Raw genomic sequence first — 23,712 nt, 5'->3', positions numbered from 1 at the left:
TATTGAAATTCCATCTGATATAGAAATGAAAGATAGTAAGCTGCAACTAAACAGCTTGATCTCAAAACTTTCCTGAACAAGAAAACCGCAGATTAGGAGCTTAAATAAGCCTTAATAATCCAAATTTACCAACAGTAATCTTACTTATTAGATTAAAGATTTAGTAAAAATAATTTTTAGTAGTTTTCAGTAACAGTAATTTAACGTAGTATTTACTCAAGGTATAACTTAATCAGGTTTTAGGATTTCTGCTTTAAGAACTTGAGTAGATAAATTTACTGGCTTGAGAAGAGTTAAACTTTTAGTTCTGATAACACTTTGAAGTAAATTTTCTGGAGTATTTATGTTGAAAAAGACTTTATTTGTAGCCTCTGCTGCGATCGCTTTAGCTGCTACTTTATCTCTACCTGCTTTAGCTATTGTTGATAATGAGGACGATTTCACACCAGACGTAGTAACAGTACCTGAACCCATGACTGTTTTTGGTCTGATTGCATTTGCTGGTGGTGGACTGCTTGCTAAAAAGCGTGCAGATTCCCAAAAAGCTGAATAATCGAGGTTGAAACCAATGGCGGTGAGATATTTGGATCTGTCACCGTCATCAGTTTTTGGATAAATATCCTTTATCTATGCAGTGCAAATTTCATTTCACTCATTAAGCAACCAACCCTTGATTTTTTAAACCCCATAACACCTGAAATCAGTTGCTAGACTTTCTTACCCTCAATAAAGCTTACTCTTATATTTCATCTATTTCATCCAATTTTTCTTTTCACTCACTGTAAGGTATAACCAATGACTGACATTACACAAACTCTCAGTACAATTCAAGGACTAAGCAGCATTTTGCGTCGGCAAGTTACTGTGAAGGCTATCCAAAGAAACATTTCCAACGGTGGACCCCAAGATCCCAACCTGGAGATAGCATTAGGCAACCCCAGCTTTTTTGATATCAAAATTACTGATCCTACTGACGGGACTCTTACTGGTTCTTTTGATACCTATTGTATTGATTATGAAACATCTTTATCCACATCAATTGATTATAATGGTGATGGTGACACTAACGATACTGGTGTCAGATTACCAAGTGTTTCGGGGGGAACATTTACCGAGAGGACGAGGGGAGAGTTTACGGCTTCCGTATATTCCAGCTATGACACGGATATTCTCAATGATAATTTAGGTTTAGGTGCTTTCACAACAAACCCCCAGGATTTAGGCAAGGTTAATTGGCTAATTAACAACCAGCAAAATTTCCTTGATCAAGGATATAGTGCCTTTGATATCCAAGCCGCAATTTGGGTTCTAGTTGATGACAAGAGCATTTCTGCCGATGATTACATCAGCGCAACAAGACAGAGTATTTGGAAGGATATGTATGGTGGCTTCAGCACCACTCATGTACAGGAAATTGTTACACAAGCCGATCAGCATGGTGATTTTATCCCTCAAGTTGGTGACAAGATAGCCGTCATTATTGTACCCGATAATATTCCAACTGATGGTATACCAGATGGACAAATAACCATTGCTGCTGTCGAATTGACAAGTCTTTACCAACCAGCAAGTTTAGGAAACTTCGTATTTGAAGACAGCGATGGAGATGGAACTCAAGACGCAGGAGAAACAGGAATTGGTGGAGTCACCGTCAATCTCTTAGATACTAACGGTGATGTAGTCGCTACCACCACAACAGATGCTAACGGTGGTTATGAGTTCACAGGTTTAATCCCAGGAGATTATCAAGTACAGTTTGTACCTCCAGCAGGTTATGACTTCACAAAAGCCAACATTGGAGACGATGCAACTGATAGTGATGCAGTCGGTGGATTAACCCAAACAGTTACCCTGACAAGTGGAGAATTTAACGACACCCTAGATGCAGGATTAATCAGAACAGCATCATTAGGAGACAGAGTTTGGTTAGATAACAACGCCAACGGTGTTCAAGATGCAGGAGAAACAGGAGTAAGCGGTGTACAAGTCACCTTAACAGGTGGTGGTGCAGATGGAGTTATCGGTACTGGAGATGACACCACAGAAACCACAACCACCGATGCTAACGGGAACTATCAATTCACCAACCTCAATCCTGGAGAAGAATATCAAGTCACCTTCTCTCAACCAGCAGGTTTCAACTTCACTCAACAAAATGCAGGTAGTGATGATGGAGTTGATAGTGATGCGGATATTGCTACAGGTGAATCCCAAATAGTTACCCTTGCTTCCGGTGAGAATAACCCCACCATAGATGCAGGTATCTATCAACCAGCAAGTTTGGGAGACTTCGTATTTGAAGACAGCGATGGAGATGGAACTCAAGATGCAGGAGAACCAGGAATTGGTGGAGTCACCGTCAATCTCTTAGATAGCAACGGTGATGTAGTCGCTACCACCACAACAGATGCTAACGGTGGTTATGAGTTCACAGGTTTAATCCCAGGAGATTATCAAGTACAGTTTGTACCTCCAGCAGGTTATGACTTCACAAAAGCCAACATTGGAGACGATGCAACTGATAGTGATGCAGTCGGTGGATTAACCCAAACAGTTACCCTGACAAGTGGAGAATTTAACGACACCCTAGATGCAGGATTAATCAGAACAGCATCATTAGGAGACAGAGTTTGGTTAGATAACAACGCCAACGGTGTTCAAGATGCAGGAGAAACAGGAGTAAGCGGTGTACAAGTCACCTTAACAGGTGGTGGTGCAGATGGAGTTATCGGTACTGGAGATGACACCACAGAAACCACAACCACCGATGCTAACGGGAACTATCAATTCACCAACCTCAATCCTGGAGAAGAATATCAAGTCACCTTCTCTCAACCAGCAGGTTTCAACTTCACTCAACAAAATGCAGGTAGTGATGATGGAGTTGATAGTGATGCGGATATTGCTACAGGTGAATCACAAATAGTCACCCTTGCTAGTGGAGAAAACAATCTCACCATAGATGCAGGTTTGATTCAACTCAATCCTGGTATTGATATTGAGAAATTTGTCAATGGTGCAGACGCAGATACCGCTGCTGAAGCGGTTGAAATTGCCCCTGGTGATAATGCTGTATTTACATATCAGGTAACTAATACTGGTAACGTCTCATTTGCAGCGAATGAAGTAATTGTTGCTGATGATAATGGTACTCCTGGCGATACAAGTGACGATTTCACTCCTGACCAAGTGTTACTAAATGGCTTTAACACAGGCGATGCTAACCAAAATAATCAACTAGATAGTGGTGAAACTTGGAACTACACCAAAACAGTAGCTGCTGAGGATTTATCAGCCAGCACCACAACCACAACCAATCATGTGATTGACTTTGAAGGCTTCGCGGCTGGTACTGTGATTGATAATGAGTACGCAAGTCTCGGTGTAACCATTTCCGCGACTGGCGGTTCAAATCAAGCGATGATCTTTGATAGTGCTAATCCTACAGGTGGAGATCATGACCTGAGAACTCCTGGTTATGGTCCGAATAACACCACAGCACAAGGCAATATCTTGATCATTTCTGAAGATGGTGACAGTTCTGACCCTGACGACAATGCTGGTGGTGGGACTATAATCTTTACCTTTGATAACGCAGTTAATATCAACTCCCTCAGTTTTGTGGATATTGAGGAAAATGGCGGTAAAGTCTACACCACTGATGCTAATGGCAATGAAACCATTACCCATATTCCTGGAGTTGGTGATAACAGTTTCCAAACCTTAACCATTAATGATACCGATGTCGTTGAGTTAAAGGTTAAATTTACGGGCAGTGGTTCTGTCTCTAGCCTTGATTTTGATAGCATCGAGACAACGACAGAAACTGGTCTTTACACCAATATTGGTACTGTAACTGCTGGGAATGTCAGTGATGAGGACGCTGCAAATTACGTTAATCCTGAACCTCAAAATCCAGGCATTGACATCGAGAAGTTCACCAACGGTGTAGATGCTGATACTCCAGATTTAGCACCAGAAATCGCTGCGGGTCAAACAGTGACTTGGACTTATGAAGTGACCAACACAGGTAATGTTGCTTTTGCTAAAAGTGACATTGTGGTAACTGACGACCTAGAAGGCACAATTACCAACATCATTAACCAAGGAGATGGTGATAACATCTTAGCTCCTGGTGAGATGTGGACTTACCAACAGACAGGAATAGCTCAAAATTTAATTACTAGCACCAGTTCTCAAGACATCCTCTTCAACCTCACAGGTAATAGTTACACAACGGGTAGTTACGGAAATGTCCGTACCTTTACTCAAGATGGTGTCTCTGTTGATGTCAGCGCATTCAGCAGTAACCAGAGCGGAGGGGACTGGAAAACAGCTTACCTGGGAGCTTATGGTGGTGGTTTAGGTGTTACCAACCGGAATGAGGATGGTTCTCTTCACCGAGTGGATAATGGCGGTAGCCTTGACTATGTTCTGTTTGAATTTGACCAAGATGTCATAGTAGACAAAGCCTTCCTTGATTATGTTAGTGGTGATAGCGATATCTCAGTCTGGATTGGCGATCGCAATGGAACTGATATCTCACTGTTGAACAGCGATATCCTCAACAGCTTTACTAAGGAAAATAACAATGGCGGTAGTAGCGATCGCTGGGCTGACTTTAACGCTGGTAATTTAACTGGTGATACTCTGGTGATTGCTGCCAGAACAGATGGTAATGACCTTGATGATGCCTTTAAGTTGAGAAAGCTGGATATTTCTGTACCGGGTGAAACAACTATCGGTAATTACATCAATATTGGAACTGTAACCGCTGGTTCTGTCAGTGATCAAGACCAAAGTGGTTATACCAATCCAACTGTAAATCCTGAACCTCAAAATCCAGGTATTGACATTGAGAAGTTCGTGAACGGAATAGATGTCACGGATCTCAACAACCTACCAGAAATTGCGGCTGGTGCAAATGTGACCTTTACTTATACAGTAAGCAACACAGGTAACGTTGCTTTCACTGCTAATCAAGTTATCGTCACTGATGACAACGGTACTGCGGGTCATACTGGTGATGACTTTACACCTACTCTAGTTGCATCCAGTGATGTTAACTCAGATGGTATTCTCAGCGCTGGTGAAACTTGGACTTACACTTCTGCGACTGAAGCTGCTCAAGATTTGAGTGTAACTACGGCTTCAACCGATGCAGTATTTGTCTTCTCTGGTAACAGTTATACAACTGGTGCGAATGGTAACATCCGTACCTTCACTCAAGGTGGTATTTCAGTTGATGTGAGTGCTTTTAGCAGTAACAAAAACGGTGGTGATTGGAGAAGTGGTTATCTTGGTCTTTATGGTGGTGGTTTAGGTGTGACCAACACTTACGAAGGTGGTTCTTCCCACCGAGTAGATAATGGTGGTAGCCTTGATTACCTATTGTTTGAATTTGACCAGGATGTCACCGTAGACAAAGCATTACTCAAGTATGTTGAGTCTGATAGCGATATCTCCATCTGGATAGGCGATCGCAATGGTACTGATATCTCTGCTTTGAATAACAGCCTCTTGTCCAGTTTTGTCAAAGAAGATAACTTTGTCAATCATGGTAGCGATCGCTGGGCTGACTTCAATAGCGGCAATTTAAAAGGTGATACAATCGTTATTTCTGCTTACACTGGTGGTAGCAATGATTCATTCAAGTTGAATAAATTAAATATTTCCACTGCTGGAGAAACTACTATTGGAGATTACCAAAACGTGGCTACCGTCAGTGCTGGTAGTGTCTTCGATAGTGATATCAGTGGTTATACTAACCCAATCGTATAAGTCAAACTTCATGATTTGTCTTACCTGAATAAACACTAAAAAGATTGAGGGATATTCATTGTGATATTTCCTCAATTTTTTTATAGTCATTTAACTTTAGATTGAGACATTAAGCTAAACAATAACCACGGGAATTTAATCTTACAAACATTTGTACCGCCTTGGTTATCCTAGAATCATTATCTATAGAACCTATCACTTTTTGTCTCATTTTTAAGTTAAACAACTATATGACTGAACTTCATCCCAATTATTTATTTTGGTTGCAATTTACAGATAGGGTAGGTTGGAGTAATGAGAAAAATTTGGTATTTCTAACATACAAGATTGGGTTAAGCGACAGCGTAACCCACGAATCAATACTTTTTCGCATTTGGACAAGGTATTGACTTCTATTTTAGTTTTTATGTACTACTCAAGATGTATGACAATCGGAGTGGGGAATGTGAACTGTTAATCTACTTACGAATCACTCGGTGTTTTTGCAAATCTTCTAAATTACAAACTTCCAAAGCTCTAATATGAGTAGCTTCTAAAATTACTGGAGGTGCAACCCCCGCTTCTAAAGCTTCTTGCCATCTAGCAGCACACAAACACCAGCCATCACCAGGTTTTAAACCAGGAAAGTTAAACTGCGGCACTGGTGTACTTAAATCATTACCTTGTAATTTAGTATATTCTAAAAATTCCTCTGTCACTTGAGCGCAAACAACGTGCATCCCAAAATCCTGGCCACCCGTATTACAAAACCCATCCCGATAATATCCAGTCATGGGAGATGTACAGCAAACTTCTAATTTTGTACCCAATACGTTTTTAGCTTCTGTCATTTTTTAACTCTATCAACTGATAACGTTCACTTATTGTTCCCACACTCAAATAAGTGTAACCCCAAACGTTGGGATAGTCCCTCACATACTTTAACACCCCGTACGCTGTTACCCCGTGTATCTAGCAGAGGTGAGAAAACACCAATTCCCATCTGTCCAGGAACAACGGCAATAATTCCCCCGCAAACCCCACTTTTTGCCGGAATTCCCACTTTATAAGCCCATTCACCAGCAAAGTTATACATTCCACAGGTGTACATCACACTCAATATATCTTTTATATAGTTGCTATCTACTGCTTTTTCTTGAGTAATGGGGTTAACTCCTTTATTGGCTAGGGTTGCAGCCATTACCGCTAAATCTCGACAATTGACTAAAACAGAACATTGTTGAAAATATAAATCTAGTGCTTCTTCTATATTTTGATCAATCATGTCAAAATTAAGCATTAAATGAGCAGTAGCCCTGTTTCTATGTCCTGTACTGCGCTCGGAAGTAAATACAGAAATATCTACAAATACATCTCTTCCAATATAACGCTTGTACATTTCTAATAATCTATTAAGTTTTTCTGTTGCCCCATTACCTTTAATTAAACTGGTAGTCGCTATAGCACCAGCATTAACCATTGGGTTATATGGTCGTTTAGATTTTTCGTCAAGTATAATAGCGTTAAAGGCTTCTCCTGTTGGTTCTACTCCTACCCTAGTTAACACATAATCCCTATGATGATCTTCTAAAGCTTGTCCATAAACAAATACTTTCGATATAGACTGAATGGTAAATAATTGTTGATAATCACCTACTTCATAAATCTGACCATCAACAGTGGCAATACATATACTAAACAGATTAGGATTTACTTTTGCTAGTTCAGGAATGTAGTTAGCAACTTTACCTTCCTGCAAAGATTTGTATTGAGAGTGCAAATCTTGGATAACTTCTAAAAATGGTGATGCCGTTATTTCTAATTCTTGTGAATTTGCCATAGGGCCAATAGCTTGATGATAGCCTGTAAGGTAGGTGAGCGAGTACGTAATAGAGTTAAATTGTAAATTTTGCTACTTCATAAAACAATATTTACAAACTGACAACCGCTTTTTTATTCTCTCATTATGGCTATTTTTTGATCAGAAAAAATACCTATGAAGACGAAATTGATTTTTCCTAAATGCTATTACGTAATTAATTAAAACAAAAAAATACTAAAAATTTTACCCTAACAATATCAACTCATGTGTATTTTAATACATTCTGATAAAATAGCTAAAAAATACGAAAAATCATTACTGTTTGGATTTTTAACGTTTTTATCATCCCATTATTTTCCTAAGTGCTAATACTTAATTGACAACAGATAAAGTAAAATATGTATTACTTAATAAATTAGATTTTTAGTTAAAAATATTACTTATCATTTTCATTAGTATTTTATCATCAATGTATCAGCATACTATTTGATAGATATGTGTAAAACCCAGTTAATATATAGGCTCTATGAAAAATTATTTATATAACGAAAAAAAATGTTACATTACCAAAAAGCTTATTTTTCAAAGGTTTTGACGACAAAAACCCCAAAAGAAAAAGATAAGCCCCCTCAGACTTACGGTAAAACCCTGATCCCAAGCCCAAAACTTCATGTTACTGTGTTGCAGTCACAAACAAAAAGTGAAAGCGGAACGAGTTCAACTTTTAGGTTTGATTATTTTACAAATATTTCAAAACTCAAATTGGAAAACGTCAAAGTTCTAAGGTCGCTTTAAAAAATCGGACGCATGAATCAAAGATATTTGTTAACTATTGCCGCTGTGTTTCTGTCTGTTGTGGGTTCACCTTTAGAGGGTCGTACTCAAACAGCAAAGAACAACATTCCCACTGCCCAAGCATCTGCTGCGGTAGATGTAGTCAAGGTAGGAGAATACCAAACAGAAAAACAGAACACCACCCCTGATACTGCGAATACACAAATTTACGCTCACAGTGTTCAAGGTCGTCAAGCAGCAACTCTTTACATCCGCAGTATTCCTGTTCTGACTTTTCTCAGTTCTAGCCCAGTTACCGGCGCAGAAACCAAAGTAGGAACAGTTAGCACTACAAAAGATATGAGTTCCTACAATCAGACTGCTGGCAATTCAGAAAGGGTTGCCAGTGTGGGAAATGTGAAGGATGTGAGCAAATCTTCTAAATTTGCCGATAATCCAGTTCAGAGAGCCACCTTACTAGCAGCTAAAGTCAATAATCTGATCAGAGATAATGCAGACGCAAGTCAGATTACGGTTAGCTGGAAAGCAGAAAAAAAATCTCCTGTCAACAACAAAGCCCAAGATAAAGATGCTGCTGTTGATAAACAGCTAGAACGCTACACCATCAAAATCGGCGGTAAAGAATTGGTGGAGATAAACGATACCACCAAGTTGGCAGATACTACAAACAACCCCGCACGAGATGCCTTACAAGCTACAAATCGTTTACGGAGACTCATAGGTAACGCCGCTCCTATTAATACAATTGCCAATCTACCAAAGCTACCTCAAGATGTTGCTAGTAGAGTGAAGTTAAAGTTTAAGGGTGTGGCTTCTTGGTACGGTTATGATTGGGCTGGTAATAAAACCGCCAATGGTGAAAGATATAACCCCGAAGGAATGACAGCCGCTCACCGAACTTTACCATTGGGTACAAAGGTTCGTGTAACTAACACCCGTAATGGTAAATCTGTAGTCTTGCGAATTAATGATCGTGGCCCTTACATTGGTGGTCGAATTATTGATGTTTCTCTAGGTGCAGCCAGAATTTTAGGCATGATGAAAAGTGGACTTGCTCCTGTACGGGTTGAGGTACTGGGAAAATAAGTTTTCGGAAATTCAAAAGTCAGAAGTCAAAATTTTAAAATTCTGACTGTTGATTCCTGAATTCCTAACATCTGCCATTCCTGGAAATAATGACTCCTAGAAATCCTTAAACTCTAAAGTTGATTTCAGATATACACTAACGGGGTAGAGGATAAAAACTAGGGGTATTTTTTTGTGCGTCTGTTGACAACAGTTGCAGCTTTACGCTGTTATTTAAGAGAATGCCGTAAGATCAGCAAAGTTAAGCTTTCAGAAAATTTATTACTTGATGACCAGAGTACCTGGTATCCAACCGCAGTTGGTTTAGTTCCTACTATGGGTGGACTGCATCAAGGTCATCTGAGTTTGATTGAAAATGCTAGACAAGAAAATTCTACTGTGATTGTCAGTATTTTTGTCAATCCCCTACAATTTGGACCAAATGAGGATTATAGTCACTATCCTCGGACTTTTGAGCAAGATCAACAAATTTGTGAACAAGCTGGAGTTGATGCAATTTTTTTACCTACTCCGGAAGAAATGGGAATTCCTGAGAAGAATATACAAGAAACTCACGTGACACAGGTGATCCCTCCATCTGGTATGATAGAAGGCTTGTGTGGTAGATATCGGCCGGGTCATTTTCAAGGTGTGGCGACAATTGTCACCAAGCTTTTCAATTTGGTACAACCTGACCGAGCTTACTTTGGCCAAAAAGATGGTCAGCAACTAGCAATTATTAAACGCCTGGTGGCTGATTTGAATTTGCCTGTGGAAATTGTTGCCTGTCCAACGGTGCGAGAAGCTTCGGGTTTGGCTTTGAGTTCTCGTAATCAATATTTGACTGCAACAGAAAAAGAGCAAGCAACAGTGTTATTTAAAGGTTTGCAAAAAGCTGAGGCGGCGTTTCGTGCTGGCGTTCGCAACAGTAGTCAGCTGATAGCATTGGTGTGGGAAGAAATTGCACAAGTTAGCACTATCTCTGTCGAATATATTGAATTGGTTGAACCGACTACATTGATGTTTTTAAGGAAAGTTCAGGAGGAAGGAATGCTGGCGATCGCAGCCCGTCTAGGTTCTACACGCTTAATTGATAATACCATCTTGCGCGATGTTTATAACGGGCTACGCCAACCTATTATCGCTATTGATGGTCCGGCTGGGGCGGGTAAATCTACCGTTGCTCGCCAAGTGGCTAATCAGTTGGGTTTGGTGTATTTAGATACAGGTGCAATGTACCGGGCTATAACTTGGTTAGTGCTGGAAAAAGGTATTTCCATAGATGATGAATGTGCGATCGCTGAGTTAGTGAATGACTGTAGAATTGAACTAACTCCTAGTCAAAATATACAGTTTCCAGTGCAAGTATGGATTAATGATCACAATGTCACTCAAGTAATTCGCACTGTGGAAGTAACATCACAGGTATCTGCAATCGCTGCTCAAAGTGCTGTCCGTAAAGCCCTTGTTCAACAACAACAAAACTGGGGTCAAAAGGGTGGTTTGGTAGCAGAAGGTCGAGATATCGGTACTCATGTTTTCCCCGATGCAGAGGTCAAAATCTTCTTAACTGCTTCTGTCGCTGAACGCGCACGTCGTCGTCACCAGGACTTTAGTACACAAGGTCAAGCAGAAGTAAGTTTAGAACAGTTAGAACAGGATATTGCAGCACGAGACTATAAAGATAGCACTCGGACAATTTCCCCATTGAGAAAAGCCGCAGATGCTCTAGAAGTCGAAACTGACGGACTTACTCCTTCTCAAGTAGCAGCAAGAATTGTTAGTCATTACCAAGACCGTTTAGCGCAACGGTAATGGTCAAGTATAGCAGGTGACTGGTGATTGGGGACTGGGTTAAAAGTCTGTTTGTATCTAAGTTTTATCCGCTCTGTCCATTGCTATATCTAAACTGGCAACTTACCAAAGCTATACCAGGACTCTAATGTAGTGCATAAAGGGTTTAGCAATGCTAAACCCTCCCAAATTAAGTCCTAGAAGATTTTCTGATTAAGTAGGGCTTGCTGAATAAATCTCAAAACATTACAGGTAAACGATTTTAGCGATTTTGACTTTCAAAAAATGCAAGCTTTGATGAGGTGAGAACTGAAAAACCTTGCATTTAATTCCTGCTTCAAGGAAAAATAGTTCCCATCCAACTCTTGAAACTGTCACCTGTCACCTGTCACCTGTCACCTGTCTCCACGACAAGACTTTATCAGCAAACCCTAAGTAGGAATTGCTAAATAGCTGATCATGAAAAGCTTTTGAGGTTTTTCCACAAGTCTGGACTGCAAAATTGTTAATTCTCAGAATAATCCCCAGATATCTGCCAAAGTGACTGACTACTCTTTTGGTATAAGCTTCGTTTTGGTAGTAAGATAACTATGTTAAGTTTTATATCTGAAAAATTACTCAAACAGCAATTTTGGATGTGATTGAGTAATTTTGGATTTAAATGAAACGAAACAAAAAAAGAGAGGATTTCAAAACATGGCATTTACACAGCTTCCCTTACCCTTTGACTTTAACGCTCTAGAGTCTTACGGCATGAAAGGTGAAACCTTTGAATATCACTATGGTAAGCATCACAACGCTTATGTAAATAACCTCAATAAGCTTATTGATGGTACAGAACTTGCTGATAAGTCTCTGGAAGAAGTAATTCAAATTGCTTTTAAAGATTCTGCCAAAGCTGGTATTTTCAACAACGCGGCTCAAGTTTGGAATCATACCTTCTTTTGGAACTCCCTCAAACCCGCTGGTGGTGGCGCTCCTACCGGAGAACTAGCAGCTAAAATTAATAAAGATTTTGGTAGCTTCGACAAATTCAAAGAAGAATTTTCTGCTGCTGCTGCAACTCAGTTTGGTAGTGGTTGGGCTTGGTTGGTTGATGACGCTGGTACACTCAAAGTCATGAAAACCCCCAACGCAGAAAACCCCTTAGTACATGGTAAGAAGCCACTTCTCACCTTAGATGTTTGGGAACACGCTTATTACATTGACTACAGAAATGCACGTCCTGCATTCATCAAGAACTTCTTAGATCAATTGGTTAACTGGGAATTTGCCGCTGCAAACTTAGCTGCTTAATACATTTCCTAGTTTATTTTTAAATTTCCTCGTGCTTCGTCGCGGGGATTTTTAATTATTTGGTAATGGGTAATTGGGTTATTAATCTCCCCATCTCCCCACCTCGTAATGTTGGTTAAATTTTGTTAAGATAGTAAACGGCATTATTAGCCTTATCTCCCCAAAAACCTATCCCCTAAAAGAGAAATATTTCATGTTGAGACTTGAACATATCAGCAAAATTTACCCTACAGGCGAAGTTCTCAAAGATATCAACTGGGAAGTTAAACCGGGCGATCGCATTGGTTTAGTGGGCGTTAACGGTGCGGGAAAGTCAACCCAACTGAAAATCATTTCTGGGGAAACAGAACCCACTTCAGGGGAAATTATCCGTCCTTCCAGTTTACACATAGCTTATCTAAATCAAGAATTTGAAGTAGATCCAACCCGCACTGTCAATGAAGAATTCTGGACAGTTTTTAAAGAAGCAAACGCGGTACAACTAGCTTTGCACGAAGTACAGCGGGAAATGGAAACCGCGACCCCAGAGGAACTAGATCAACTAATTAATAAACTAGACAAATTACAACGTCAGTTTGAAGCCTTAGACGGTTATAGCTTAGATACTCGGATTGGTAAAATTTTACCAGAAATGGGCTTTCAAGTTGAAGATGGCGATCGCCTAGTCAGTGCCTTTTCTGGTGGTTGGCAAATGCGGATGAGTTTAGGTAAAATTCTCCTCCAAGCACCGGATTTATTACTACTGGACGAACCGACAAACCACTTAGACTTAGAAACCATTGAATGGTTAGAAAATTACCTCAGAGGTTTAGTCACACCAATGGTGATAGTTTCCCATGACCGGGAATTTTTAGACAGACTTTGCACACAAATTGTTGAAACTGAAAGAGGCGTTTCTACTACATATTTGGGTAATTATTCTGCTTATCTGCAACAAAAAGCCGAAAATCAATCAGCACAAATGAGTGCTTTTGAAAGGCAACAAAAAGAATTAGAAAAACAACAAGCATTTGTAGAGAAATTCCGAGCTAGTGCCACCCGTAGTACCCAAGCGAAAAGCCGAGAAAAACTATTAGATAAAGTTGAAAGAATAGAAGCACCAACCGGATCAGTTAGAACCTTACATTTCCGTTTTCCTCCCGCACCCCGCAGTGGTAGAGAAGTAGTAGAAATTAAAAATCTCACCCATACCTATGGTGATAAAATCCTCTTTTTAGGTGCAGAATTATTAATAGAAAGAGGTGACAGAATCGCTTTCTTGGGACCCAATGGTGCAGGGAAATCTACCCTATTAAAAATAATCATGGGGACAGAAAAACCCACAGAAGGAACTGTAAAACTAGGAGATCATAATGTTATTCCTGGTTATTTTGAACAGAACCAAGCCGAAGCATTAGACTTGAATAAAACAGTCATGCAAACCATCCATGATGAAGTTCCCGACTGGACAAACGAAGAAGTCCGCACGCTGTTAGGTAGATTTTTATTTACAGGTGATACCGTTTTTAAAAAAGTTGGGGCTTTAAGTGGGGGAGAAAAAGCCCGGTTAGCATTAGCAAAGATGTTGCTAGAACCAGTTAATTTAATCATCTTAGATGAGCCTACTAACCATTTAGATATTCCAGCTAAGGAAATGATGGAAGAGGCATTGCAAAACTATGATGGTACTGCTATTGTAGTTTCCCACGACCGTTATTTTATCTCCCAAGTTGCGAATAAAATTGTGGAAATTCGGGATGGAGAATTTAGGGTTTATTTGGGAGATTATCACTATTATTTGAGTAAGATTGAGGAAGAAAAAGAACAGGCAAAATTAGCCGCAATAGAAGCAGAGAAAGCAGCAGAGAAAGCAGCAAAGAAAGCAGCTAAAGCCGCAAAAGCAGCAGGAAAGAAGAAGTAAGTTAGTTTTTAAAAACAAATATTTGTAATTCCCTGACTTTTTTAGTTGGGGATTTTTTTTGTCTGAATCAGGATGTCTAGGATTTGAGGATTAACAGGATTGTTATTGATTAATTTTCTGTTGTTATCAGGATTTAAAGATAAGAGAAAATTTCACGTAATATCCGTCAGGATATCCCGCAGGGTAGACGCAAAGACGCAAAGTAAAAGCAGAAATTTAAAAATCACATCCTGTAAATCCTTTAATCCTGGTTATCCTGATTCTGACAACATCATTAGATTATTGAATACGAATTAAACCCAAATGATTTACAAAAGGTAGAAAATCTTTATCACTAAATAAAAGTGAGTTTTGGGTTTCAATACAGAACGTTGCTATAATCACATCAGCAGTTTTTCTAATAGTGATACCTTGTTTACGCAAAAATCTATAATTATCAGCACTTTTAATAGCAATATCTAATCCTAACATCTCGAAAATATGCAGAGAAGTTAATAATTCTTTTGCTGTTTGATATCCATTATCTGAACGAAATCCCTGCAAAACTTCAGTTAAAATTAAATCACCGATAGCTATTAGTTCTACTCCTAAAAGCTGATCTAGTTTGTTAGTTTCTGGTGTTTCTATCCCATTAAAATAATCTACCCAGACACTTGAATCTACAATAATCATCAGTTGGTTCTCTTTTCTTCTAAATTATCTTCCCATTGCAGTTTTCCTCTATACGATTTGATTCTTTCTTGTTGTTTGAGTATTTTTAATTGGTGTATTTCTTGTTGAAAATTATGCCAATAATTAAACTGTTCATTGGGTGAATTTTGATGATGATATTCAGCTTTTTCACTACAAACTCTTTCTAGTAAAGTTAGTAAATTATTGATACTATTAGTAAAATCATCGTCATTAGGTAATCTATCTAAGAGTGTTTGATATATTTTTTGTTCTAGTTCATTTGCAGAAAGATTTTTCATATTGTTCATAGGTTTGTTTTTATGTCCATCATTATCATTCATTTGTCTGAATCAGAATATCCAGGATTTGATGATTAACACGATCTTATTGATTAATTTTCTGTTAGCATCACGATTTTAATAATATTATATCATCACCAAATACCTAAATCAGACATATTTATTATATCATTATTTTTCTGAATACCGAGTTACAGAATAGTAATTCATTAATTGACACCTAATATCTAAAATGATAAAATTATAATATACTTATCAGCTTATATTTTAAATTTATTGCAGGAGGTAAATATTATGTTATCAACAAATATACAGCAAGAATCCGTGATTCAGAGAATTGAAAGAGTAGTAGCGATTTTAATGGAAGAAAATCCAATTTTCAAGGAAGACCTGAATTACACAGAAATTGTGAAACATATATTTAAGATAGTACAAGAACATTTGACACCGGATAAATTTAATAATATGTCTGATGAGAAGTTAAAGGAGAATTGTGATTTTGTGATGTCAACAGAAATATTATCTAAAATAGGGGATGATTTTACATCTGAACAAATGGCAATTTTTGATGAAGCAATCAAACGAAAGTAGATAGATAAATTGTAATTAAATTATAGATAAATAAGATGAGTTATTTGTTAGATACTAATATTGTTTCTTTAGCGATTAAAAATGATTTTCGCATCAAGCAAAAGCTACAAATCAGCAAATTTGAGGGCATAGATATTTACATTAGCTGTATTACTTATTTTGAAATTAGGAGAGGATTTTTAGCGGTTGATGCTCCTAAAAAAAGAGAAAGGTTTAACATATTCTGTCAACAATATCCAATCATTTTTTTAGATGATTTAGATATTTTAGAAAAAGCCGCAGAAATTCACGCTGATTTGAGATTAAAAGGTTTACCGATTCAAAGTGAAGATGTTTTAATTGCTGCTACGGCAATGATTAAAGGTTTAACTGTGGTTTCTAATGATAGTGATTTGGCAAGGGTTGAAGGTTTAAGTTTAGAAAATTGGGTGGTGTGATAAAATTAATAGATTGAGATTTGAAGGGTTTAATCAATGTTATCTAAACTCAAAGTTCAACATTATAAGAGTTTGTTTGATACGGAAATAGATTTAGAACCATTGACTGTATTTATCGGTCCTAATGGTTCTGGTAAATCTAATATTTGTGAAGCTTTGGCTGTATTGTCTGATTTTTTGAATAGACTTATAGATAATACAGTAAATATGAGTGTTGTCAGTTTTTTGTCTCAGTCATTAACAACTTTAAATACAAATCCACAAAGTCTAGAATCTAAATTTTGGCATGGAAATACAGATTTTATTTTATTGGAAGTTAACACACTAACTGAAAATACTCATCCTTTTTCAAGGATATCAGTTTATCTTGATTATCCTGCAAGAACAGTTAGGATAGGAAACAATGAAATTAAATGGAATCCACAACCTTCCACAAATTCACTAAGAACTTTCCTGGTAAATAATCAATATTCAAATTCTCCAGTTTCCAAATCTTTAAAAAAAGTCAGCATTTATGATTTTTCTCCAGGTGATATTTCTAGACAAACTTCAACAACTCCAATAATGAAAAGAACTGGAGAAGGAATAGCTTATACTTTGCTAGATATTTTATTAGCTAATCGGGAAGGTTTTGATGAATTAGAAGCAAGATTAACACTGCTTGTTCCTAATATTAAAAAAATTGTTTTACCGCGTGGAGAAAATAACACATTTTCCCTAGAATTGGTTGATAAATATTCAGATCATCATATTCCTGCTGCTGATATTTCAGATGGTACATTAAGACTTTTGGCTTTTTTAACTGCACTTTATCAAGAAGATACTCCCAGTATTATTTGTTTTGAAGAAATAGAAAATGGTGTGCATCCTTGGTTACTGCATAAAATGATGGAGTTGCTAAAAATTGTTTCTACTGAAGGAATAACTGGAAATCCTGTACAAGTTTTAATTACAACTCATTCTCCTGTTTTATTAAACTACGTCGAACCTCATCAAGTGCGTGCTGTGGAATTGGATCAAGAAGGTAAAACCCAAGTTCATAAATTACCTGTTGAGTCTGTGAGATTTCAAAAAGCTTTAGAAGCTTATGATGGTGCTTTAGGTGAACTTTGGTTTACTAATGTGTTTGGAGGAAATCCCGCATGAGTCGGCGAATTCGTATAGGTTTGATAGCTGAAGGGGAAGCAGAATTAGGCGCGAGTGTTCCTTATATTAAACCAGAAGATGGGGGAAAAGTAATTCCTAGAGAAAATGAAGGTGCATTGCATACTTTAATTAGGAGAGAAATACAAAATGCTGGTTTTCCAGATTGTGATTTTATCCAAAGACATCCATCAACGAAAGAAAAGCCAAAACTGACTTTAACAACTGGACACTCTATTTTAAAACCAAAATATTTAGCCCAAATTGTGAGTACATGGGAATATTATGAAGTAGATATGATTCTGATTGTGGTTGATGCAGATGATAACATCAATCAAAGAAAAATTGATTTAGAAAGGGCTGTAAATAAAATTCGGGATTACCATTTAGATGTTAATGAACAACCTATAAATGATCGATCTGCGGGAGGTTTAGCAATTAGGAATTTTGAAAATTGGTTACTTGCTGACATTCAAACTGTAGAGAAGGTTTTAGGTGTGGAATTGCCAAATTTAGAAAATTTAGAGGATTTAAACAACACAAAAGAGATTTTAGAGAAAGCGATCGCATCATCAATGTATCTTACAGAAAATATTGGTAATCAACGTCCGCTACAAATTCGCTGGAATTTGGCTTTTCAGGTAGATTTAGCGATAATGAAAATGAATTGTCCAGATGGATATGCAGGTTTTGTAGAAAATTTACTGATGGCAACAAAAGCCGTTTTGCCAATCTTGGGATAACTTGGTATAAATTGAAATAGAAAGATACGCGATCGCATATCTGAAGCTAAAAACCTTCTGAACAGAGTAATAAGCAGAAATTAACTGATCATCCGCAGTTAGCAATGGTATCATTCGAGTATTACAAAAAGTAAAGGGCAATTTTACTATGACCAAAGCACCTGTTGCTCCTGTGGTGCTAGTCATTTTAGACGGATGGGGCTACTGTGAGGACAAACGCGGAAACGCGATCGCTGCTGCCAAAACTCCCATAATGGACAGTTTATGGTCAGCCTATCCCCACACCCTCATTCGCACATCAGGAAAAGCCGTAGGGTTGCCAGAAGGTCAAATGGGTAACTCGGAAGTTGGTCATTTGAATATTGGCGCTGGGCGTGTAGTTCCCCAAGAACTGGTACGCATCTCCGATGCAGTTGAAGACGGTTCTCTAGCCTCTAACCCAGCATTGGTGAAAATTTGTCAGGAAGTTCGCTCTCGAAATGGCAAGTTACATTTAATAGGTCTTTGTTCTGACGGAGGGGTACATTCCCACATCACCCATCTGTTTGGATTACTTGACTTAGCCAAATCACAGCAGCTTTCACAAGTATGTATTCACGCTATTACGGACGGGCGTGATACACCGCCAAAAAGTGGCACTAAAGCCATCAAGCAATTGCAAGAATATGTAGACCGCTTAGGTGTAGGACAAATTGCCACCATTAGCGGTCGTTATTATGCGATGGATCGTGATAACCGCTGGGATCGAGTCCAACGTGCTTACGATGTGATGACACAAGATAACGCTGGTAATGGACTTACAGCGTTGGAAGTCTTGGAAGCATCCTATTCTGAAGGCGTAACTGACGAATTTATTGTTCCTGTGAGAATTGCTCCTGGCGCAGTTGCACCTGGAGATGGGGTAATATTTTTCAATTTCCGTCCCGACCGCGCCAGACAATTAACTCAAGCTTTTGTAAGTCCCAATTTTCAGGGTTTTGAAAGACAGCAAATTACGCCACTGTCTTTTGTCACATTTACTCAATACGACCCAGATTTACCTGTATCTGTGGCCTTTACTCCTCAGAACTTGACGAATATTCTGGGTGAAGTTATTGCAAATCATGGTCTGAAACAGTTTCGGACTGCGGAAACTGAAAAATATGCTCATGTCACCTATTTCTTTAATGGGGGACTAGAAGATCCCTGCGAAGGTGAAGACCGGGAACTGGTCAGCAGTCCCATGGTGGCTACCTACGATAAAGACCCAGCAATGTCAGCCAAAGCTGTAACAGATGTGGCGATCGCCGCCATTGAAAAAAACATCTACTCCCTAGTAGTCATGAACTACGCTAACCCTGACATGGTAGGGCATACAGGCAAAGTAGAAGCTACAGTTACAGCCATTGAAACCGTTGATAAATGTCTAGGAAAACTTGTGGAAACTGTCGGTAAATCCGGCGGCACAATGTTAATTACCGCTGATCACGGTAATGCCGAATATATGCTAGACCAAGAAGGCAATCCTTGGACTGCCCATACCACTAACCCAGTTCCTTTCATTTTAGTAGAAGGGGAAAGGGTGAAAATACCCGGATATGGGACAGATGTGGATTTAAGGAATGATGGCAAATTAGCCGACATTGCCCCCACAATTTTGGATATTTTACAGCTACCTCAGCCAGAAGAAATGACTGGTCAATCTCTACTTAGGGTAGCAGAGTACGACTTACAAATATCTCGGACTCCAACCACAGTAGGTTTGTAAGATATAATCCCTTCTAGCGAACAGTTAACTAACTATGGTTAACTGTTTTCTTATCTTCAACCAATAAACAAATTGTTAATCAGGCGTGTTACGTTTAAATAATATTCATTGTCATCTTTAGGAAGTTTTTTTGCGTATGACAGTTACTAGTATCGTACAAGGAATTTGGGCTTTCTCGGCTTTAGGTTTAATTATCCTAGTTTTACTACATAGCCCTAAAGGTGATGGTATTGGTGCTATTGGTGGACAAGCTCAACTTTTTAGCAGTACCAAAAGCGCAGAAAATACACTTAATCGGATTACTTGGGCGCTAGTAGTTATTTTCCTGGGTTTGACAGTAGTTTTAAGTGCTAACTGGCTACCTAAATAAATAACAATGGGGAAAATCACCCAAAAGCCAATCTACAAAGCCAAAACTAAATTATTTTGGCGAAAATTATTAACAGTTCTGATCTTATTCATAAGTGCAGGACTGTTAGTTATTTGTAGCAACTTTCCAGTTACTGCTAAAAAACCTCAAATTCAATATCCTGAATCTGTATTTATAGGGCAGAAATTAACAGAAAATTCATACTCACAAAAAAGCCATCCTTTACCACCAAGCTTGGAAAATTGGCAAGATAAAAATAATAGTGGTGACTATTTTGATCAGGTTAAACCGACAAAATTTGGTTATTTAATTTGGTCAAAGTTCCCAATTAAAGTAAACATAGAAACCCCTATAGACATTAATGAAAAACTAGCACAAATATGGATAAATCAAGTTTTACAAGCAGTGGAAGAATGGAATAAATATTTACCTCTAGAATTAGTAGAAAATCCCGAACTTGCTGATATTAAAATTCTTCGTAAACGTCCACCATTACAAATAGATTCAGTTACTAAAATTCCCCGTGCGCGTTCAGCTTTAACAACATATCAAATATCTACCCAAAATAATATTTTATCTCATGGATTTACTATTTTATTAAGTCCTAGTCAGACCGGCAAATATTTACAAGCAGCAGCACGTCATGAAATTGGTCATGCTTTAGGAATTTGGGGTCATAGTTCCCTAGAAACCGATGCACTTTATTTTTCCCAAGTTCGTGAACCTGTATCTATTTCCACTAGAGATGTGAATACTTTAAAAAAGATTTATCAACAGTCTACAAGTTTGGGGTGGGAGATTAATTAGAAATTAAAAATGTTATAATCAGAAAATTACAACTTGATGCCATATCAAATTTTATGATCATTGCACAAGAATTAGAAATTCAAGAGAACATCTCCCAAGATGTAATATTTCCTCCTGGTGATTTATATAGTGACGAACCTCCCGTGGAAACAGAACTATATCTAGAGCAAATTATGCTCTTAATCAAATGTATCAAATGGTTATGGAAAAACAGAAATGATTTCTATGCTGCTGGAAATCTGACTATTTATTATAGTCCAAATCAGAAAAAATCAGAATATTTCCGAGGTCCTGATTTCTTTGTTGTCTTAGGAACTGAACGTAAAACTCGGAAAAGTTGGGTAGTTTGGGAAGAAGACGGTAAATATCCTAATTTCATTTTAGAAATTCTTTCACCTAGTACAGCAAATACAGATAGAGAATTTAAAAAACAACTTTATCAAGATACATTTAGAACACCGGATTATTTTTGGTTTGATCCTTATACATTGGAATTTGCAGGTTTTCATTTATTAGATGGAGAATATCAACCTTTAGTAGCAAATGAAAAAGGACATCTTTGGAGTCATCAATTAGGTTTATATTTAGGAATATATGATGGTTTATTGCGGTATTTCACCGCACAAGGAAATTTAGTTCCTACACCGGAAGAAAGTGCAGAACAGGAAGCTAAAAAATCTGAACGGTTAGCAGCAAAGTTGAGGGAATTAAATATTGATCCAGATACAGTTTAAAATTTAATGTAGTAATTTTTCTTGGTTTAGGGGTGAGTGCAATCAAGCCAAATTTTTTATCTGAATCAGTTAATTTATGCAAAAATAAGAGATTATTTGAAAAGTCATCATTTATATAATCCTGTACATTGCGGTGTGATGGTTGAGAAAGATAGCTGAGTATGAACAGAAATAACAACGTGAAAATACCCAATAAGTTTTAAAGCTTGAGTAAATAACAACTCTAGCGGACAAGATGTCCGCACCACAAGATTTTATTATTACTATGCAACTTAACCATAACCAAAACTACCTAATGTCAAAGGTCTTGGTGCTAAAACTTGGGTATAAAGACCTTCCAATTGAGTAACATTATCATTGAGAGTATAACGTTCTAAAACTCGATTTCTAGCTTTTTGACCTAACAGAGTAGTTAATTCTGAATGATCTCTAAATAAAGGTAAAAGGGTTCGTAGTTGCGAAGTTATATCTTTTGTATTCAGAACTACCCCAGCACCTTTTTCTAATACTTCTCCGTCTGCACCGACATCTGTAGCTAAACAAGCTAAACCACAGGACATTGCTTCTAACAAAGATAAAGATAAACCCTCAACTAAAGATGGCAAAATAAAGACATCTGCACCTCTTAAAATTTCTATTCTGCGTTCTTCATTAGCTACAAATCCTAACCAAATAATCCCATATTCTGATCCATAAAATGGTTCTAAAGATGATCTCAAGACACCATCACCAACTATCAATAACTTACTATTCGCTCCCATATCTGACTGTTTCCAGGCCTTGAGTAGAGATTCTATATTTTTTTCGGGAGCTATGCGACCTTGGTAAACAAATAAACGTTCTGCTTTAAATTCTTTTTTGATATCAGAAGTACCAGGAGAATATTTAACAGTATCCACACCGTTAGGAATAACAGCTATTTTGCTTTCTCTAACTCCCATTTTAGCTAATAATTCTTTTTGAATTTGAGAAAAAATAATTACTTGATGATAATTATCTAAAAAAGGTGCATATAGCTGATAGGCTAAAATTTGAGTACCAGATATTAGTTTTGCTCCTTTTCCTGCAAAAGCAGGGTGAAAAGTAGCAACCAAAGGTAGATTTAATTCTTCACAAATTTCTGGTAAAGCAAAATCCAAAGTAGATAGAGTTAGGGAAGCATGAACTATATCTGGTTTTATTTCCCGTAGGGAATCACTCAAAAGCTTGGTAGCTTTGAAAGTGGGGATAGTGTAAACTTGGGACTTATAAATAAAAGGTAAAGAAACTTCCTTAAAGTTAGAGGATTTATCTGATTCTGATTCCTCTTGAGCAAAGTGGAGAAAACTTACTTCATGTCCCCTATCTAATAATCTGTTTGTAATTTCTCGTCCGTAGGTGACATTGCCGCAAAAGGGTGTTTTTTTTCCAATCCAGGCTATACGCATTCTTTAATTAGTTGTGAAAAAAAGCGGGTTTATATCTAAAAATTCAGGAGTCAGGAGTCAGAATATTTTATAAATCAGTTTTTAATTATCTACTGATTTCTGACATAACCTTTAAAAAAGCTGACTACTAAAGGCTAATAGCTGAATACTTAAGTTTATATTTTTATAGTTAGCTGTTTTTATCCTGTCATATTTGCTGATTTTCGATGATCCTCAAAACTTATCATATTAACCATTTTCTAGTGGCAAAGGTTTAGTGAATAACTAAGCTAACTAGAAAGTTAATTATGGTTGTATTTAGGAATTTTAT

The 23,712-nt window shown here is 37.7% G+C and carries 19 protein-coding genes; 14 read left to right on the top strand and 5 right to left on the bottom strand.

Going from position 1 to position 23,712, the window contains the following annotated elements:
• Nucleotides 1-343: 343 nt before the first annotated feature.
• Both WJM97_RS22700 and WJM97_RS22695 read left to right on the top strand, forming a co-directional pair.
• The gene (locus tag WJM97_RS22700) at nucleotides 344-553 is read left to right on the top strand and encodes a PEP-CTERM sorting domain-containing protein (protein WP_353931015.1); all 210 of its coding nucleotides are present in this window, start codon (nucleotides 344-346) and stop codon (nucleotides 551-553) included.
• A gap of 242 nt (nucleotides 554-795) precedes the next feature.
• A complete protein-coding gene (locus WJM97_RS22695; protein WP_353931014.1) occupies nucleotides 796-5,781 on the top strand; it encodes an SdrD B-like domain-containing protein in 4,986 nt (1,661 codons plus the stop codon).
• Between the two features lie 458 nt (nucleotides 5,782-6,239).
• Here WJM97_RS22695 and WJM97_RS22690 read toward each other — a convergent pair whose 3' ends face one another.
• Both WJM97_RS22690 and glsA read right to left on the bottom strand, forming a co-directional pair.
• Complete coding sequence (locus WJM97_RS22690) at nucleotides 6,240-6,611, bottom strand: DUF2237 domain-containing protein (protein ID WP_353931013.1); 372 nt, start codon at nucleotides 6,609-6,611, stop codon at nucleotides 6,240-6,242.
• 26 nt (nucleotides 6,612-6,637) lie between these two features.
• On the bottom strand, nucleotides 6,638-7,609 hold the full coding sequence (glsA, locus tag WJM97_RS22685; RefSeq protein WP_353933245.1) for a glutaminase A: 972 nt from the start codon (nucleotides 7,607-7,609) through the stop codon (nucleotides 6,638-6,640).
• A gap of 780 nt (nucleotides 7,610-8,389) precedes the next feature.
• Here glsA and WJM97_RS22680 point away from each other — a divergent pair.
• The 4 genes from WJM97_RS22680 to WJM97_RS22665 all read left to right on the top strand — a co-directional run bounded on the left by WJM97_RS22680 (nucleotide 8,390) and on the right by WJM97_RS22665 (nucleotide 14,432).
• On the top strand, nucleotides 8,390-9,463 hold the full coding sequence (locus WJM97_RS22680; RefSeq protein ID WP_353931012.1) for a septal ring lytic transglycosylase RlpA family protein: 1,074 nt from the start codon (nucleotides 8,390-8,392) through the stop codon (nucleotides 9,461-9,463).
• A 174-nt stretch (nucleotides 9,464-9,637) separates the two neighbouring features.
• Complete coding sequence (locus WJM97_RS22675) at nucleotides 9,638-11,257, top strand: bifunctional pantoate--beta-alanine ligase/(d)CMP kinase (RefSeq protein ID WP_353931011.1); 1,620 nt, start codon at nucleotides 9,638-9,640, stop codon at nucleotides 11,255-11,257.
• A 675-nt stretch (nucleotides 11,258-11,932) separates the two neighbouring features.
• Nucleotides 11,933-12,532 carry a superoxide dismutase gene (locus WJM97_RS22670; protein WP_353931010.1) on the top strand — a complete coding sequence of 200 codons (600 nt, stop codon included), beginning with the start codon at nucleotides 11,933-11,935 and terminating at the stop codon, nucleotides 12,530-12,532.
• A gap of 193 nt (nucleotides 12,533-12,725) precedes the next feature.
• Entirely contained in the window at nucleotides 12,726-14,432 is a 1,707-nt protein-coding gene (locus WJM97_RS22665) for an ABC-F family ATP-binding cassette domain-containing protein (RefSeq protein WP_353931009.1), read from the top strand.
• Between the two features lie 279 nt (nucleotides 14,433-14,711).
• On the opposite strand, the gene WJM97_RS22660 is transcribed toward WJM97_RS22665, so the two are convergent.
• Both WJM97_RS22660 and WJM97_RS22655 read right to left on the bottom strand, forming a co-directional pair.
• Entirely contained in the window at nucleotides 14,712-15,104 is a 393-nt protein-coding gene (locus WJM97_RS22660) for a PIN domain nuclease (protein WP_353931008.1), read from the bottom strand.
• Complete coding sequence (locus tag WJM97_RS22655) at nucleotides 15,104-15,412, bottom strand: hypothetical protein (protein WP_353931007.1); 309 nt, start codon at nucleotides 15,410-15,412, stop codon at nucleotides 15,104-15,106. Before WJM97_RS22655 ends, WJM97_RS22660 begins: the two co-directional genes overlap by 1 nt.
• 285 nt (nucleotides 15,413-15,697) lie before the next feature.
• Here WJM97_RS22655 and WJM97_RS22650 point away from each other — a divergent pair, with 285 nt between their 5' ends.
• From WJM97_RS22650 to WJM97_RS22615, 8 genes are all read left to right on the top strand, one after another.
• A complete protein-coding gene (locus WJM97_RS22650; RefSeq protein ID WP_353931006.1) occupies nucleotides 15,698-15,994 on the top strand; it encodes a hypothetical protein in 297 nt (98 codons plus the stop codon).
• A gap of 35 nt (nucleotides 15,995-16,029) precedes the next feature.
• On the top strand, nucleotides 16,030-16,431 hold the full coding sequence (locus WJM97_RS22645; RefSeq protein WP_353931005.1) for a type II toxin-antitoxin system VapC family toxin: 402 nt from the start codon (nucleotides 16,030-16,032) through the stop codon (nucleotides 16,429-16,431).
• Nucleotides 16,432-16,467: 36 nt separating this feature from the next.
• Entirely contained in the window at nucleotides 16,468-17,577 is a 1,110-nt protein-coding gene (locus tag WJM97_RS22640; protein WP_353931004.1) for an ATP-binding protein, read from the top strand.
• Entirely contained in the window at nucleotides 17,574-18,317 is a 744-nt protein-coding gene (locus WJM97_RS22635; RefSeq protein WP_353931003.1) for a hypothetical protein, read from the top strand. Before WJM97_RS22640 ends, WJM97_RS22635 begins: the two co-directional genes overlap by 4 nt.
• Nucleotides 18,318-18,465: 148 nt before the next feature.
• Nucleotides 18,466-20,064, top strand: a complete 1,599-nt coding sequence (gpmI, locus tag WJM97_RS22630; RefSeq protein ID WP_353931002.1) for a 2,3-bisphosphoglycerate-independent phosphoglycerate mutase — start codon at nucleotides 18,466-18,468, stop codon at nucleotides 20,062-20,064.
• Between the two features lie 136 nt (nucleotides 20,065-20,200).
• The gene (gene secG, locus WJM97_RS22625) at nucleotides 20,201-20,434 is read left to right on the top strand and encodes a preprotein translocase subunit SecG (protein WP_353931001.1); all 234 of its coding nucleotides are present in this window, start codon (nucleotides 20,201-20,203) and stop codon (nucleotides 20,432-20,434) included.
• A gap of 6 nt (nucleotides 20,435-20,440) precedes the next feature.
• The gene (locus WJM97_RS22620; RefSeq protein WP_353931000.1) at nucleotides 20,441-21,241 is read left to right on the top strand and encodes a matrixin family metalloprotease; all 801 of its coding nucleotides are present in this window, start codon (nucleotides 20,441-20,443) and stop codon (nucleotides 21,239-21,241) included.
• Between the two features lie 53 nt (nucleotides 21,242-21,294).
• Nucleotides 21,295-21,975 carry a Uma2 family endonuclease gene (locus tag WJM97_RS22615; protein ID WP_353930999.1) on the top strand — a complete coding sequence of 227 codons (681 nt, stop codon included), beginning with the start codon at nucleotides 21,295-21,297 and terminating at the stop codon, nucleotides 21,973-21,975.
• Nucleotides 21,976-22,247: 272 nt separating this feature from the next.
• On the opposite strand, the gene WJM97_RS22610 is transcribed toward WJM97_RS22615, so the two are convergent.
• The gene (locus tag WJM97_RS22610; protein WP_353930998.1) at nucleotides 22,248-23,402 is read right to left on the bottom strand and encodes a glycosyltransferase family 4 protein; all 1,155 of its coding nucleotides are present in this window, start codon (nucleotides 23,400-23,402) and stop codon (nucleotides 22,248-22,250) included.
• Between the last annotated feature and the right edge of the window lie 310 nt (nucleotides 23,403-23,712).

The organism is Okeanomitos corallinicola TIOX110, from assembly GCF_038050375.1.
GTDB lineage: Bacteria > Cyanobacteriota > Cyanobacteriia > Cyanobacteriales > Nostocaceae > Okeanomitos > Okeanomitos corallinicola.
Note: the sequence above shows the minus strand (reverse complement) of the source record. Positions and strands in the feature narration are given on the sequence as shown.